The sequence below is a fragment of the Mucilaginibacter polytrichastri genome (assembly GCF_001911425.1).
Taxonomy (GTDB): Bacteria; Bacteroidota; Bacteroidia; order Sphingobacteriales; family Sphingobacteriaceae; genus Mucilaginibacter; species Mucilaginibacter polytrichastri.
Genome location: NZ_MPPL01000001.1, coordinates 4,466,794 through 4,482,506 on the forward strand (window position 1 = coordinate 4,466,794; position 15,713 = coordinate 4,482,506).

Here is a 15,713-nt window from a genome sequence, read left to right on the forward strand (position 1 = left end):
CTATAGCCTAATAATATAACTATACGGGTAAAGTTTAATTACAGCCGTATAATTTAAATGATATAGGCCAGGTTGTTCTTTATCTCTTTTAGAATAAAAGTGCTCGTAAGCGTTTTGACGTTATTAATTTTAGAAAGCTTATATCTAACAAAATCATGATAGTCTTCCAGCGTGCCTACATAAATTTTTAAAAAGAAATCTACACTGCCAGACATATGAAAGCATTCGTGTACTTCCTCTAATGCAGCTACCTCTTGCTGAAATTTTTCTATAAAATTTTCATTATGAGACTCTAACACCACCTGGCAAATGGAAACAACCTAGCGCTTTAAAAGACTTTTGTTTAATACGGCAATGTAGTTTTCTATGTATCCGGCATGCTCCAGCCGTTTAATGCGTTCATGTACCGGCGAGGTTGTTAGCTTCAGTTCTGCAGCCAGTTCTTTTATTGTTACTTTGGCGTCTAATTGTAGTCTGCGTAAAATTGCTTTATCGATTTCGTCTATACCTTCCATTTACATTAATTATCAATCTGTAACACCGCTGTTAATCCCTGAAAGTATTTCAAAGGATAGTGAGGAAAGACCTATTATCTTGTAAGTAATAGATTATCCTTTTTAAGAAGATTGCAAATGAACTTCACCTATTCATTAATTCATACATAAATCGATATAAAGGCTAATTGTATCGATAAAAAGCGTTTTACCCGCTGCGTTAAAAATCTGCACGGCCTAAAACCTGATAACCGGCTAATTTCAGATCGGCTCTAAAAAATTGACGGATAGTTTACATGGTTTGTATTGCATCGCAAATCTGCCCTGTTATTTTTTAAAATACTATGGATACTTTTGCTGCCATGAGGACAGCAATTATTTTTAATCTATTCCTGCTTTTTTGCATGCCGTTAACCGGCAAGGCTGCGGCCTATTGGATGGATGTAAAAGGTTCGGGCAAACTGAACCACACAGTAAAAGTTGAGGTTTGTTATGGCAATATCGATGAGTACAGCATTCGCCATCGTGATACAGGCAAAGAGTTGAAGCTTACAGGCGATTTCAAATTTATGCTCATTAGCCCCGGCGGCCAAAAAGTACCGCTTGCCATTACCCAGCAAGCAGATTGCTGGGCAGGAGAATTTACACCAACAGAAAAAGGCACCTATCGCATTTTAGGGATCAATGACAGCCACCCGGTTGTAGACCGGTCTAAAACAGGAGGCATTAACGTACGCCCTATAGATTACCTCGCCGCGACTTATGATGTGGAAACGATAACTCCCCTGACTATACCAATACAATTTTTAGACATTGTTACCAGCCGCGAAGGAAAAACAATCCATATAAAAGCCTTTAACAACGGAAAGCCTGCTGCGAAAGGCACTAAATTGAGAGTATTTAACCCGGAAAACTGGGAAAAAGAACTGACTGTGGATGAGAAAGGCGAAGCATTTTTTAATATCACTATGCCGGGGCCATACATTATCAGGGAAGATTGGGATGATGCGGTTACAGGTACTTATAAAGCACTTTCGTATACCAGTGTAAGGCATCGCTGTAATTATTGTTTGCCGATAACCCAATAGAGCATCGGCAAACAATAATGGGCGGAATAAATAAATGTACCTAAAACCAATTTGGGCATTAACTTTTACCCGTTAAAAATTTTTAAAACTTCACTGTTAGCGTGCCAATAAATTGGGCAGGTGCCTGTGGCGTTAATCTTAAAGACCATGCCTGCTCGCTTGTAAGGTTATTTACCTTAAAGCCCACACGGTATTTAGGCTGATCATAAAATAAACTGGCATCTAATATGGTATAAGCAGGTACAACTACCTTAAGCGTGGTTGTGTTTATATTGTATGATGAGCTACCAGAATTACCGCCGAAACCCAATCCCAAACCTCTCAGGTCGCCTTCGGGCATACGATAGCTTACCCAGTAGTTCAACATCCTGGCAGGGCCCGAGTAAGCGGGACGCAAGCCATTGGTAGTAACATCAGAATGTGTTAATTTACTATCATTGTAAGCATAACCGGCAACAATGTTTAATCCCTGGAAAGGATTGGCAGTTAAATCAACCTCAACACCTTTGCTTAAACGCGTACCATCCTGTACAGAATACTGGCTGTCATTAGGGTCGGGCCTGATCTGATTTTTTACCTGGATATCATAATAGCTAACGCTACCAACCAATCTGTGGTCTATGATATCGCCTTTTACACCAAACTCCAATTGGTTGGCGTGCTCTGGTTTAAACTGGCTGCCATCGGCAAATACACCACTTTTGTTAAAGAAACCATTCATATAGTTACCAAATACCGATACTTTATCCTTTACTACTTCGTAAACCACACCCATTTTTTGGGATAAAGCGGTTTGTCCGTAAGGGCCGGTTTGTACGCCATTGGCACCTAAACCACCGGCAGTTACACCGGTTGTAACATTGTAAACACCCCCATACTGGTAACGATCCAGCCTTAAGCTGGCCATTACCGATAGCCTGTCGGTTATATTAAACACATCAGATACATAGCTGGCATAGGTATTATCGTGGTTATTTTCTTTTCTTAAAGTGCCGGTACTGGTTAATGAATCTACTTTGAATTTACTGATGCGGTAAGTAGACGGCGGATTAAAGAAGTTAATGGTCTGGTTGTAATTAACCGTTACACGGTCGAAGCTGTTAGAATTGTTGTAATAATCTAACCCAGCTACGATACGGTTGCGGTGACCTGCAATTTTAAAATCGCCGATAAAGTTCTGCTGAATATCAGTTGCAATAAAAGAGGTGTTACCCACAATAATTTGCGGCCTCAGTGTTACATCGCTGCGCCCGGTTAAGGCTGTTATATAACCATTAATGGTAGAGCGTGCACGTGATATAACGGTTTGTGACGTCCATGATGAGGAGATCTTATAATTTACCTGCCCGAAAACATTAAGCATTTGGGTTGAATAAGGCAGGTCATTGCTTAAAAAGGTTTTGTTATAAGGGAAACCCATTGTAGCAATGTTTAAGGTGCGCACGTTGGTACCACCTGTATAAGGGTTAAAACGCACAACAGAAGTTCCTTTTTCCTGGCCAAATTCTACATCGAGCAATAATGATAAACGATCATTAACCTGGTAAGAGAAGCTTGGCATTACGCTGATATTGTTGGTAAAACCAAGATCCTGAAAACTTTTTTGGAATGTGGTAGCTGTATTTAAACGGAATAATGCTGTTTTATCTGCATTTACAGGCGTATTAATATCGGCAGTTATACGGTTAAGGTTCCAGCTGCCGCCAGAATAAGATACTTCGCCGCCAAAGCCATTATAGGGCTTCTTGGTAACACGGTTATATAAACCGCCATAACTGCTGGATATACTTGTACCAAACAAGGTTGCCGAAGGGCCTTTAATAGCCTCTACACGCTCCAGGTTTACCGGATCGAGCGATGCGAATGCAGCACCGGCAACACCGTTACGGGCATTTGGCTCTGTCTCGAAACCACGCGAAAGAAAGGTTACCCTGCCCTGATTGGCAATAGTTGGGATACCTGCACCGGGTACGTTTTTAGCAACGCTACCAAGGTCAATCGCCATTTGTTCCTGTATCAGCTCTTTCGATACCGAGTTATAAACCTGTGGGTTCTCGATGTTTTTTAAAGGCAGGCGTGCAATGTAAACACTTTCTTTTTTAGAAAACTTGTTGGTGGGTGTTGTTACCACAACCTCCTGCAGTGCCTGTACGTTTTCTTTGGGGAACTGATAATCAACAGTAGCAGTTTGATCGGCCATAACCGTTACGGCAATGTCCTTTTCTTCTGCACCCAGTACCTGAATTTTTATGGTGTAGTTGCCTGGGGCTATGTTAACAAAACTATAGCTGCCGCGCTCGTCCGTAAGGGTACCTTTTGCAAGTTCTTTAATAGATACCGAGCCCGAAGCCAGGGGCCTTCCATCAACCATCAGTACTTTACCAGAAATTTTGCCTGTAGTTTGGGCTTGTAAAGTAAATGGACCGAGCAATAAAAAAACAATAAAAATTTGAAGTAGAGATTTCATCAATAGCGTAGTTCGTGTAAGTGTATGTTTGACACGACAAAGATAATTTTATTTATATTAAGTCTAAATAAAATTAAAAAAATAGCAAACAAATGCTGCATTCAGCAGATTTCAGATGGATTTATATTAGTAAATACTATGTGCTAAGGTTCCAAATATGGAAGCTGCTAGGTTCAAATCGGGTTTAGATCTGAAGGATTTAATGTGGTCGATTCAGAGCAAAATCGCCCGTTTATTAGTGATTTACGCAATTGCGAATTTGATATAGATAATTCTTAAAATTACCCGTTGAAAATAACTATATATATGTGTAATTGTCAATTAAGTTCTGCTCTTGTATGCATTCATAATGTTTAAAATACTTTGCTGATCAAATCCTGTTTCACTCAAAACACAACAAATTAATATAATTTTCAATGGCTGAGTTAATTGATAAAGTTCTATACCATCTGCTACGTGTGCGTTTGCCTTTTTAGGAAAGAAGTGTGAATAGTAGTGTCTTGAATTAACTATAATGTCAAGATCTATATTTAAATTTCTTATAAAGGGAACAAATGAAAATTCCAACCACAGACTTTCCAATTGCTCCTTTAAAGTAATTAATTTATTTTTTTTAGGGAAATCAGGGCGAAATCTTGTTGCATACCCCTCCAGCGCTTGCACCACTATTAGGAAATCACCAGTATCAAAAATGTTTTTATCTTTAATGCTTGCAATCAAATGTTTCAAGATTGGTGCCATTTGAGAATCAAAAGAATACCATTTTCTAATCAATACTTCAAAGCTATTTTTGATCACGTCGTACGTAAACAAGAAGTCGGTTTGTTTTTTTTTAGAAAGAACTGTTTTGCCATGCTGATTATAAAAAAGTTCAATTGGATGGTAATATTTATGGCCGCTATTTGATTCTTGATAATAATCCTGATTCTATAAAGAGATCGATTCATAAAAGATGGTATTTAATGTGCCGAGCGATAAGAATATATTAAATCTGGAGGCCTTTTGAAGTAATTTTAGAAAAGATGTTGCCTTTTTAGATCGGATATTTAATTGATAAGCTTGTTTAACAATTAGTTCTTCTTCATATGCTGTACCAGGAGGAGAACAAGTAAACTCAAGCTCAAGATTTAAATTTTTATCAATTTGAACAGGAATAAGGTTTATATTGTCCAAGTTATAACTCAATTCAAATCCGTTAGCTCTGTCATTTTTAAATGGTATCGAATATTCGATTCTGTAACTATTTACCCAAGCAGTTAATAAAGGTAATCTTACACTTATTTCGGCAAACACATCATCTGATATGCTATTAATATGTAATCCTTTTAAAACATATTGCACAGAGAATTTCTGCATCGCAAAAGAGCAATCAAAATTTAGTGATCCGTACGAATTGCAGTTGATTAATGTAATCGGCTTAGCATCAGAACTTTCACCATGAATGATAGTTAATGGTTCAGAATCATGATTGAATACCGATATTAAGTGATCTTCAGAAAAATGAAATGATCCAATCAACTCCAATGTAATGCTCTCGTTAGGTACAAAATATAATGTTCCGGCTACTCGGTTATCTTGATCATTCGGTAAAAACCAATAACCTTTAATTTCAAATACTTCTTTCATATATAGAATTTATATTACTATTCACCTGCTTCATACCAGTAAAACCTTTATGATTTGAATTATATATTCTCACTAAATGGGCAATATTTCGGTAGAACCAACATAATATCGATCCAATAACTTTGAACAAAGTATATAAACATAATACATGGTGATAAAAATACGTTATAAGCAAAAAACCCTTCAGATTTCTCTGAAGGGTTTTCTATGTGGGAGCTACTGGGTTCGAACCAGTGACCCTCTGCTTGTAAGGCAGATGCTCTGAACCAGCTGAGCTAAGCTCCCTTTTGGGACTGCAAATATAGGAGGCTTGTTTTGTTATTCAAAATAAAATTTCACTTTTATTTAACTCCATTTTAACCTGCTGATTTACTGCCAATTATTACTTAACACTCAATTCTAAACAAAACATCAGCACCTTATTATTGTTATCTACACAAACATCAACACCATGACTGACAACACAAATAACACGCCCGATGGTACTAAGCATTTTACCATGAGCTACGCTGAGCGCGAATTAGATTGCACCGTAGAAAAAGACGGAAACATTTTACATCTGCATATCGACAATAATATTAATGCAGACCTCGAAATACAGCAGGACGGCTCACTGATACAAACATCGGGACCGGAGTTGCCACCATCTAATATTGATTTTATACGTAAAAATGTACTTGGGCAAGATGCAACCGGAAGCATTGTTGCTACCCCAAGCGAATAACATATTTAGCCGGTAATTCATTGAGGTTACCGGCTAATGTCCCCTTTAGCTCAGCACTTCTTCCAATATTTCGTTAGATCGGATATTGCCGAAGCCCTCGATATGCTGGGCATAATAATCCATTAGCTTGTTAATAAGGTAACGCCGCTCATCGTTAGCCAGCTTTAGCTGGCTCATATTATCATAACTATATTTTAACAGCGCATAAAAGTTTTGCGTGTGTGGTGCCGATAAATACTGCCTGCCTTCGGGTTTGTAACGGGTAAAAACACCGTCTTTCATGTCAAAATAATCGCAGTCTGTGGTGTTGGTATCATCCGGATAAAACCCCAAATACCGGGTTAAACCCGCCAGAAACACCAAATGAAAATTAACAAGCTGACTGGCTCTGTGGTCTAGCCACTCTACCGAGTGAAATATATAATCGAACAATTGTTCGTCTGGCGATTGCATTTTAACGGCCTTGTACAGTACCTCATTTAAAAACATCACCATGCTGCTTTTTACCACATCATAAGGGATGCTTTGCAATACGGGCGCGCTCTTTAATTCTTTAATGCGCTGTACGGTATCGTAACCTTTGTGGTAAACCACCATATCCAGCAGATGCAGGGGCTGCAGCATATTGCGCGAGATTTTGGCCTTGGGCTTTTTAATGCCGTTGATGATGTATGATTGCATGCCGAATTTTTCGGTAAACATCTGTACAATCACACTGCTCTCCTGGTAGTCTGTAACCTTAAAAACTATTCCGCGGGTTTTGTGCAGCATGGCTTAAAATTTCGGAATAAAAATAATAGCGCCAATAATAGCTGCAAAAATGGCGGTGATTAATACCGCCGCTGCCGAAACATCTTTAATATGCCCCGCCTTAACATTGTATTCGGGCGAAACCAGATCAACCAGAATCTCGATAGCGGTATTCAACAGTTCGGTAATCAGTACGGCGGCAATGCAGGCAATAATCCAGCACCACTCGGCGGTAGAGATATGCAGATAAAAGCCCAGCCCAATGGCCGCGAGCATAGCCACCAAGTGAATCCTGAAATTGAGTTGTGTTGATGCGGCATACCCCAACCCTTTAAAAGCATAACCAAAACCTTCGATCAGTTTTTTCATAAACTCAAAAATACATATTAGTTCCCGACAACAGATAACCGACAACAGACAACTGCCTCTAAAGCTAACGCATTGTCACATTCTCGTTCCTCAAATCTCTACGTTGAATATTTTTGTAGTTTTGCCGCCTCATTGTTCATTAGTATTTTTATAAAGCATGATCTGGAAAAAGATTGCTGATCTCATCCTCAAAAACCGTTTAGCGGTTATCGTTATAGTTACCCTGCTTAGTGTATTTATGGGCTGGAAAGCCAGCCAGGTAAAGCTTACCTACAATGCCGGCAAAGTTTTACCGGTTACAGATTCTGCATACATCAGGTTCAAGCAATTTCAAAGCAAATTCGGGCAGGATGGCACAGCTTTGGTTTTGGGATTTAAAGCCGACAATATTTTCCAGAAAGATATTTACAATGATTGGTACCAGCTAGGCCAAAACGTGCAGCATTTAAATGGTATTAAAGCGGTTATTTCGCTTGCCAATATTTATAACCTTGGTAAAGATACCATCCAGCACCGCTTTGTGCTGAAACCGCTGATCACCCATAAGCTAACTTCAGACCAGGAGGTAGACAGTGTGCGTAACCAGATTTTAGGCCTGCCGTTTTATGATGGTTTGGTGTTGAGCGAAGACCACAAGTCGACCTTAATGGCTATTACCTTTGATAATAAAGTGGTTAACTCCCCTGCCCGTATCCCGGTTATTAAAGAGATTATGCACCAGGCTCAAATATTTGAGCAAAAGCACCACATCAAGGTACATGCATCCGGCCTGCCGTTAATCCGCACCGTGGTGAGCGATTTGGTATCGCACGAGTTTGTATTGTTTTTAGGCTTATCCTTATTAATCACCGCTATCATTCTGCTGCTTTTTTTCCGCACTGGTTATGCCGTTATATTCCCGGTATTTGTGGTGATTTTGGGTGTGATCTGGAGCCTGGGCTTATTGGTGCTTAACCATTTTAATATTACCCTGCTTACGGGTATCATCCCACCACTGGTGGTGGTTATTGGTATCCCCAACAGTATTTTTATCCTCAACAAATATTACTACGAATTTGGTGTAACCGGCGATAAAATAAAGTCGCTCTACATCGTAATAGAGAAAGTAGGCATTACAACCTTTATTGCCAACGTAACCACGGCCATTGGGTTTGGTGTATTATGCTTTACCAACAGCCAGATATTGATGGAGTTTGGCCTTGTAGCTTCATTAAGCATTATGGCTACGTTTGCATTAAGCCTGGTGCTGATCCCTATTATTTTTAGCTATCTGCCTGCACCTAAGCCACGCCAAAGCGGCATTAAAGATCAAAAGCTGATCCGGTTATTTTTAGTTAAGATTGATTACCTGGTGCAGCATGCACGCCCTGCCATTTATATAGCCACCACCGTATTGGTAATTATTTGCTTTTACGGCATGAGCCGCATTAACGTAAACGGTTACATTGTTGATGATCTGCCCAAAAGTAGTTCAATACTAAGCGACTTACGTTTCTTTGAAAGCAGCTTTAAAGGTGTACTACCGCTGGAGGTGAGTGTAGAATCGAAACATAAAAACGGATTGATGAACCTGGCCACCATGCGCAAGATAGAGAAGCTGGAAGATCTGATCTCCTCTTACCCCGAGTTCAGCAAGTCGTTATCATTAATCCAGGTACTTAAATTTAGCACCCAGGGATTTTATGGCGGCAAGCCGGAGTTTTACCGTTTACCGGATGGGCTGGAGCAAAACTTCATCCTCAGTTATGCAGCCAACTCCGGCAAGGGTGGTGCAAATAGCGGTATGCTTAAAAACTACCTTGATAGCACCAAGCAAACCACCCGCATCAGCTTCCAGATGGTTGATGCCGGTTCTAAAAAACTAAACAGCCTTTTTACCGAACTGCAGCCCCGCATCGATTCGATATTTAACCCTAAAAACTATCACGTAGAGCTAACTGGTTCGAGCGTCATCTTTGTAAAAGGCAACAACTACCTCATCAAAAACCTGTACGAGAGCCTGGCCTTAGCCATCTTCTTAATCGGTATTATTATGTGGGTCTTGTTCCGCGGGTTAAAAATGGTACTGATCTCTTTATTGCCCAATATCATTCCGCTTATCATCACTGCCGGCATTATGGGTTTCTTTGGGATACCGTTAAAGCCATCGACCATATTGATCTTCAGTATCGCAATGGGGATCTCATCAGATCAAACCATCTACTTCCTAACCCGCTACCGCCAGGAAATGCGGAACAGCACCAAAAGCATCTCGCAGGTAGTATCTGATACCATACGTGAAACCGGCATCAGCATGATCTATATAGCAACGGTACTATTTTTTGGCTTCGGTATTTTTGCAGCATCTACCTTTGGTGGTACTGTAGCGTTAGGGATATTATTGTCTATTACCCTGCTAATCGCTATGATTACCAACCTTACTTTATTGCCGGCTTTTTTACTTAGTTTAGAGAAACGCAATAAAAAAACAGCAGTGCTTACCGAGCCGCTTGCAGATATGGAAGCGCCCGTTTTGTAGTTAAACAAAGCCTCCGTATTTACTGTTGTTGCGTTAGCCTTATTCAAATAAAATGGATTTAAAACTAAGCAACAAAATAGCCATTGTACTGGCAGCAAGTAAAGGGCTGGGCAAAGCCATTGCCACCACATTAGCCAATGAGGGGGCAACGGTAGTTATTAGCTCTCGCAATATAGATCAGCTAAACGAGGCTGCCGCCGAGATAGAAAAGCTAACCCGCCGCGAGGTTACCTGCATTGCTGCAGATGTATCTAACCCGGCAGATATCGAGTCGCTCATCCGGCAAACGGTTGATAAATTCGGTACTATCGACATACTCATCAACAACACCGGTGGGCCACCTTTTGATAAGTTTGAGAACTTTAACGACGAAGCCTGGAAGAAAGCCTTTGATGATATTTTACTGGCCTTTGCACGTAACAGCCGGCTGGCATTGCCTTACCTGAAAAAATCAGATACAGGCGGCCGTATCATCAATATAGTTAGCGGCTCTATTAAATCTGTTTTAGAAAACTCTGTACTCTCAACCGCTATGCGTATGGGCGTAGTTGGCATGGCTAAGTTAATGGCCGACGAGTTTGGCCCTTATAACATCACTGTAAATAATGTAGCCCCAGGCTTAATCCTCACCGACAGGATTAAGCACACCTTACCTAAAGATGTAAACCCTGACGAGGCCATCAAACAAAAAACCAAGAGCATCCCGCTAGGCCGCATTGGCAAACCCGAAGAGTTTGCCGCCGCTGTGGCATTTTTAGCATCAGAGCAGGCATCATATATTAGTGGAGTAACTTTGCAGGTTGACGGAGGTGCGAGCAGGGCGATATATTAGCGTCTAGCTTTATTTCGCGTGCGTCTTTTGACGCGTGCGAAACCTGGCGGACATTTGCTATGCCCATCAACTAACGGGCGTTAATAAACGCCCAACCTATTAAGCACGCGTTACAAACGCGCGCAGGGAGACCAAATATTTATTTGCATAAATCTCTCTCAATAACTACCTTGCCAACCACAGTATGAAACAACAGAACAATAGCTTACCAATAATTTCAGCAATGCCAGCATTTGCCGGGCTTGTTGCGAGCATTCTGCTGATTATCCTGACTGTCATTTACAACAAATGGAGGGTAATATAAAATATAAATCAATTTATATATAAAAGCCCTCCGAAACCCGGAGGGCTTTTTTTTTGACCAGAAACCAATCAAACATGAAAGCACGAACAATAATGGGTACGCAAAACATCATCGCCATTTACGCTAATGACAAAAAGGGATTGCTCTCGCAGATCCTCAATCATTTCAACAAGCGCGATTATCAGATCGGCTGTTTAAACGTTTCACGCACCGATATCCAGGATATTGTATTAATTACAGTCGAGGTGGTAATTCCGGCGAAAGAGCTCAAAACCATTTTGCGCAAACTCGAAAACATTGTTGAAGTATACCGTGCGCTTGCCTGGGATGCTAAAATTGTTCCGCTAAATAAAATAGGCTTCTACAGGGTTTCGTTGCAATTATTGGGCGATAGTCTCTGGTCATTATTGCAAAAACATGGTGCAACAATTACTAAGATTTTGGATGATTCATTAATGATCCAAAAAATTGGGGATGATGATAGTTTAACAGATCTGTACAACCAATTAGACGGCAAGCATCTGCTCGGTTTTTGTAAAAGCGGCCTTATTGCCCAACAAAGCATGTTGCAGCTCGATCAGTTTTTTATCCCGGCAGGTGAATCACAACCGGCGCATGAACCGGCTTATGCCCCCTGCTAATTAGCACACAACAACATAACAAACAGGATGCCCCGCTTTAAAGGGAATTAGGCGGTGCAATTCCTTTTTAATATATAATTTCCGTATTTTTGCACCTCTTAAAATTGAGGCGAACACATTGATGTACAAGGAATATAAGCAACTTAATTTACCCCAAATAGGCAAAGAGGTACTGGAGTTCTGGAAAGAGCACAACATATTTGAAAAAAGTATCAGCAGCCGCCCGGCCGATAACCCTTACACTTTTTACGAAGGGCCACCGAGTGCTAATGGTATGCCCGGCATTCACCATGCTATGGCACGCTCTATTAAAGATATTTTTTGTCGTTATAAAACCCTTAAAGGTTACCAGGTAAAGCGTAAAGGCGGTTGGGATACCCACGGCCTGCCGATTGAACTTGGCGTTGAAAAAACTTTAGGCATTACTAAAGACGATATCGGCAAAAAGATATCTATCGAAGATTATAACGAAGCCTGCCGTAAAGAGGTAATGAAGTTTACCGACGTATGGAACGACCTGACCGAAAAAATGGGTTACTGGGTTGATCTTGAAGACCCGTATATTACCTACAAAAACGAATACATCGAGTCGCTTTGGTGGATACTGAAAGAATTTTATAAAGCAGGATATCTGTACAAAGGCTATACCGTGCAACCCTACTCACCAAAATCTGGCACCGGCCTTAGCTCGCACGAGTTGAACCAGCCGGGTACTTACAAAATGGTGAAGGATACCACTATTGTAGCCCAGTTTTATTTAAAGAATGATCAGCAGCACCCCTTAATGCCGGTGTTGTTTGATAACGCTGATGAGCAAACTGTAATTTTAGCATGGACCACCACGCCGTGGACCCTGCCATCAAATTGTGCCCTGGCTGTTGGTGAGAAAATTGATTATGTAAAGATCAGCACCTTTAACCCTTACACCTACCAACCGGTAAGCGTAGTGTTGGCTAAAGTACTGGTTAGTAAATACTTTAAGGCCGAAGGCGAAAACGCATCTTTTGAAGATTACAAAGGCGGCGACAAAGTGATTCCATGGGTAGTTAAAGCCGAAATTAAAGGTGCAGACCTGGTTGGTTTACACTACCATCAGCTAATGGATTATGTGACCAATGCAGATTTGGAAGCAAATGCTTTCCGCGTTATCCCGGCCGACTTTGTAACTACCGAAGACGGTACAGGTATTGTACACACCGCATCTGTTTTTGGCGCGGATGACTTTAGAGCCTGTAAAGAAAATAACGTACCCTCTGTAATGGTGCTAGACGAAAACGGCAAAGAAGTCCCACTTGTGAACAAACAAGGCCGTTTTGTTGATGAGGTTACCGACTATGCAGGCCGTTACGTTAAAGAAGAATACTACAGCGCAGAAGAGCGTGCCGTTGAAGGTTTTAAACCGACTGACGTGCTGATCTCTATCAAACTGAAAGAAGATAACAAAGCATTCGACGTTAAAAAATACGAGCACAGTTACCCACACTCGTGGCGTACTGATGAGCCTATTTTATATTATCCGCTGGATAGCTGGTTTATTAAAACCACTGCCGTTAAGGATAAACTAATTGCCCTTAACAAAACCATTAACTGGAAACCCGAAGCAACCGGAACCGGCCGTTTTGGTAACTGGCTGGAAAACCTGGTTGACTGGAATCTTTCGCGTTCACGCTACTGGGGTACCCCGCTACCGATCTGGCGTGAGGAAAATGGCACAGACGAAAAATGTATCGGTTCGATAGAAGAACTGAATGCCGAGATAGCGAAATCTATCGAAGCTGGCTTTATGCCTGCTGGTTTTAAGCTGGATGATATGCACCGCCCCTTTGTGGATGATGTGATCCTGGTTTCGGCCACCGGTAACAAAATGTTCCGCGAGCCTGATCTGATCGACGTTTGGTTCGACTCGGGCGCTATGCCTTATGCGCAATGGCATTTTCCTTTCGAAAACAAAGAAGCATTTGCCAACGCCTACCCTGCCGATTTTATTGCCGAAGGTGTGGATCAAACCCGTGGCTGGTTTTTTACCCTGCACGCCATAGCTGTAATGCTAAGCGAATGCAGCCCCGAAATTAAAGCCGTTAACGCTTTGGTTAACAACCCGGGTGTTGCGTTTAAAAACGTGGTATCAAACGGTTTGGTGCTGGATAAAAACGGCAACAAAATGTCTAAACGTTTGGGCAATGGGGTCGATCCGTTCGAAACCATTAATCAATATGGTGCAGATGCTGCCCGCTGGTACATGATCAGCAATGCATCACCCTGGGACAACCTGAAATTTAATGTAGAAGGTATTGATGAAGTGCGCCGTAAATTTTTCGGTACGCTGTATAACACTTACTCTTTCTTCTCGCTTTATGCCAATATCGATAACTTCAATTACAGCGAAGCCGAAATTGCACTGGCAGAACGCCCTGAGATTGACCGCTGGATCATATCACTATTAAATACCTTAACCCAGGAAGTTGATGCATTTTATGCTGATTTCGAACCGACAAAAGCTGCCCGTTCAATCCAGTCGTTTGTAGACGAACACCTGAGCAACTGGTACGTACGTTTAAGCCGTCGCCGTTTTTGGAAATCAGATAACTCTAACGATAAGTTATCGGCTTACCAAACCTTGTATACCTGTTTAATTACCATCTCGAAACTAATGTCGCCAATTGCGCCATTTTTTGCAGAACGTTTGTATAACGATTTAAACAGCACAACCGATAAAGAACAGTTCGAATCGGTCCACTTAGCAGATTTCCCGACTTACCGCAAAGATCTGGTTGATGCCGAACTGGAGCAACGCATGCAAATGGCGCAGGATATCTCATCACTGGTATTATCGCTTCGTAAAAAAGTGGGCATTAATGTTCGCCAACCACTGAGTAAGATTTTACTACCGGTATTGGATGCCAAATTTCAGCACCAGGTTGATGCCGTAAAAGAGCTGATACTAACCGAAACCAACATTAAAGGCATCGAGTATATTACAGATACCGCTGGCTTTATCAAGAAAAAGATTAAACCAAACTTTAAAGCCCTGGGCAAAAAAGTAGGCAAGGATATGAAGCCGGTAGGCGACGCGATCAACGCTTTAGATGCCGATGCCATTGCTTTATTGGAAAATGAGGGTGAGATTGCAATACTTGACGGTAAATACACTATATTGGTATCAGAAGTAGAGATATCTGCCGAAGACGTACCGGGATGGCAAGTTGCAAGTTTAGGAAAACTAACTGTTGCTTTAGATGTTACCATTACCGACGAGCTAAAACAAGAAGGCATATCAAGGGAACTGATAAATCGTATACAGAACCTGCGTAAGAGCAAAGATTTTGAAGTTACTGACAAGATAAACGTCCGCCTCATAGAGCATCCGTTGATCAGCGGAGCGGTTAAAAACAATTTGTCATATATTTGCGCCGAAATTTTAGCCGATAACGTACAGTTTGACAGCAACTTAACCAATGCCGAAACTGTAGTTATTGACGATGTTGAAATAATGATTGCTATAAGTAAAATATAATGAAACCAGAACAACCAGTAAAAACCAGATATTCTGACTCAGAATTACAGGAATTTAAATCACTACTTTTAGATAAAGTACGCGGTGCCCGTGAAGAATTAAATGCACTGGCATCATCATTAAGCAACCCTAACTTAAACGGTACAGATGATACTGCGGGTACTTATAAAACATTAGAAGACGGATCGGCCACGTTGGAGAAAGAATCTATCAACCAGTTGGCTGCCCGTCAGAAAAAATTTATTGACCAGCTGGAAGCAGCTTTGGTACGTATAGAGAACAAAACTTACGGCATTTGTCGCGAAACCGGTAAATTAATACAAAAAGAGCGTTTGCGCGCTGTGCCACATACTACCTTAAGTATGGAAGCAAAATTGAAGCAATAG

The 15,713-nt window shown here is 41.1% G+C and carries 14 protein-coding genes and 1 tRNA gene; 7 read left to right on the plus strand and 8 right to left on the minus strand.

Annotation, left to right across the window (positions count from 1 at the left end; all coding sequences use genetic code 11):
- Positions 1 to 53: 53 nt before the first annotated feature.
- Together RG47T_RS26470 and RG47T_RS26475 are read right to left on the minus strand one after the other, a co-directional pair.
- Positions 54 to 299, minus strand: coding sequence for an Lrp/AsnC ligand binding domain-containing protein (locus tag RG47T_RS26470; protein ID WP_253187540.1), 246 nt, complete (start codon positions 297 to 299; stop codon positions 54 to 56).
- 21 nt (positions 300 to 320) lie between these two features.
- Positions 321 to 515 (minus strand): Lrp/AsnC family transcriptional regulator, encoded by a 195-nt coding sequence (locus RG47T_RS26475; protein WP_216351079.1) that lies wholly within the window; start codon positions 513 to 515, stop codon positions 321 to 323.
- Between the two features lie 323 nt (positions 516 to 838).
- Here RG47T_RS26475 and RG47T_RS19165 point away from each other — a divergent pair, with 323 nt between their 5' ends.
- Positions 839 to 1,582 (plus strand): hypothetical protein, encoded by a 744-nt coding sequence (locus RG47T_RS19165; RefSeq protein WP_074491063.1) that lies wholly within the window; start codon positions 839 to 841, stop codon positions 1,580 to 1,582.
- A gap of 82 nt (positions 1,583 to 1,664) precedes the next feature.
- On the opposite strand, the gene RG47T_RS19170 is transcribed toward RG47T_RS19165, so the two are convergent.
- From RG47T_RS19170 to RG47T_RS19190, 4 genes are all read right to left on the minus strand, one after another.
- The gene (locus RG47T_RS19170) at positions 1,665 to 4,049 is read right to left on the minus strand and encodes a TonB-dependent receptor (protein ID WP_074491064.1); all 2,385 of its coding nucleotides are present in this window, start codon (positions 4,047 to 4,049) and stop codon (positions 1,665 to 1,667) included.
- Between the two features lie 321 nt (positions 4,050 to 4,370).
- Positions 4,371 to 4,847, minus strand: a complete 477-nt coding sequence (locus RG47T_RS27100; protein WP_139235735.1) for a HEPN domain-containing protein — start codon at positions 4,845 to 4,847, stop codon at positions 4,371 to 4,373.
- A gap of 129 nt (positions 4,848 to 4,976) precedes the next feature.
- On the minus strand, positions 4,977 to 5,675 hold the full coding sequence (locus RG47T_RS27105) for an ApeA N-terminal domain 1-containing protein (RefSeq protein WP_074491067.1): 699 nt from the start codon (positions 5,673 to 5,675) through the stop codon (positions 4,977 to 4,979).
- Between the two features lie 210 nt (positions 5,676 to 5,885).
- Positions 5,886 to 5,960: transfer RNA gene (locus RG47T_RS19190), tRNA-Val, on the minus strand.
- A 166-nt stretch (positions 5,961 to 6,126) separates the two neighbouring features.
- On the opposite strand from RG47T_RS19190, the gene RG47T_RS19195 reads away from it, so the two are divergent.
- Positions 6,127 to 6,399, plus strand: a complete 273-nt coding sequence (locus tag RG47T_RS19195; protein ID WP_074491068.1) for a hypothetical protein — start codon at positions 6,127 to 6,129, stop codon at positions 6,397 to 6,399.
- Between the two features lie 45 nt (positions 6,400 to 6,444).
- On the opposite strand, the gene recO is transcribed toward RG47T_RS19195, so the two are convergent.
- Together recO and RG47T_RS19205 are read right to left on the minus strand one after the other, a co-directional pair.
- Entirely contained in the window at positions 6,445 to 7,170 is a 726-nt protein-coding gene (gene recO, locus RG47T_RS19200) for a DNA repair protein RecO (protein ID WP_074491069.1), read from the minus strand.
- A gap of 3 nt (positions 7,171 to 7,173) precedes the next feature.
- Positions 7,174 to 7,518: a diacylglycerol kinase family protein gene (locus tag RG47T_RS19205; protein WP_216351080.1), complete on the minus strand. Its 345-nt coding sequence runs from the start codon at positions 7,516 to 7,518 to the stop codon at positions 7,174 to 7,176.
- Positions 7,519 to 7,675: 157 nt separating this feature from the next.
- Between RG47T_RS19205 and RG47T_RS19210 the strand changes: the two genes are divergently transcribed.
- From RG47T_RS19210 to RG47T_RS19230, 5 genes are all read left to right on the plus strand, one after another.
- Positions 7,676 to 10,036 (plus strand): efflux RND transporter permease subunit, encoded by a 2,361-nt coding sequence (locus RG47T_RS19210; RefSeq protein WP_074491070.1) that lies wholly within the window; start codon positions 7,676 to 7,678, stop codon positions 10,034 to 10,036.
- 52 nt (positions 10,037 to 10,088) lie between these two features.
- Positions 10,089 to 10,868, plus strand: a complete 780-nt coding sequence (locus RG47T_RS19215) for an SDR family oxidoreductase (RefSeq protein WP_074491071.1) — start codon at positions 10,089 to 10,091, stop codon at positions 10,866 to 10,868.
- 378 nt (positions 10,869 to 11,246) lie between these two features.
- The gene (locus RG47T_RS19220) at positions 11,247 to 11,813 is read left to right on the plus strand and encodes a hypothetical protein (RefSeq protein ID WP_139235734.1); all 567 of its coding nucleotides are present in this window, start codon (positions 11,247 to 11,249) and stop codon (positions 11,811 to 11,813) included.
- A gap of 121 nt (positions 11,814 to 11,934) precedes the next feature.
- Positions 11,935 to 15,327 carry an isoleucine--tRNA ligase gene (ileS, locus tag RG47T_RS19225; RefSeq protein WP_074491073.1) on the plus strand — a complete coding sequence of 1,131 codons (3,393 nt, stop codon included), beginning with the start codon at positions 11,935 to 11,937 and terminating at the stop codon, positions 15,325 to 15,327.
- Positions 15,327 to 15,713: a TraR/DksA family transcriptional regulator gene (locus RG47T_RS19230; protein WP_074491074.1), complete on the plus strand. Its 387-nt coding sequence runs from the start codon at positions 15,327 to 15,329 to the stop codon at positions 15,711 to 15,713. Before ileS ends, RG47T_RS19230 begins: the two co-directional genes overlap by 1 nt.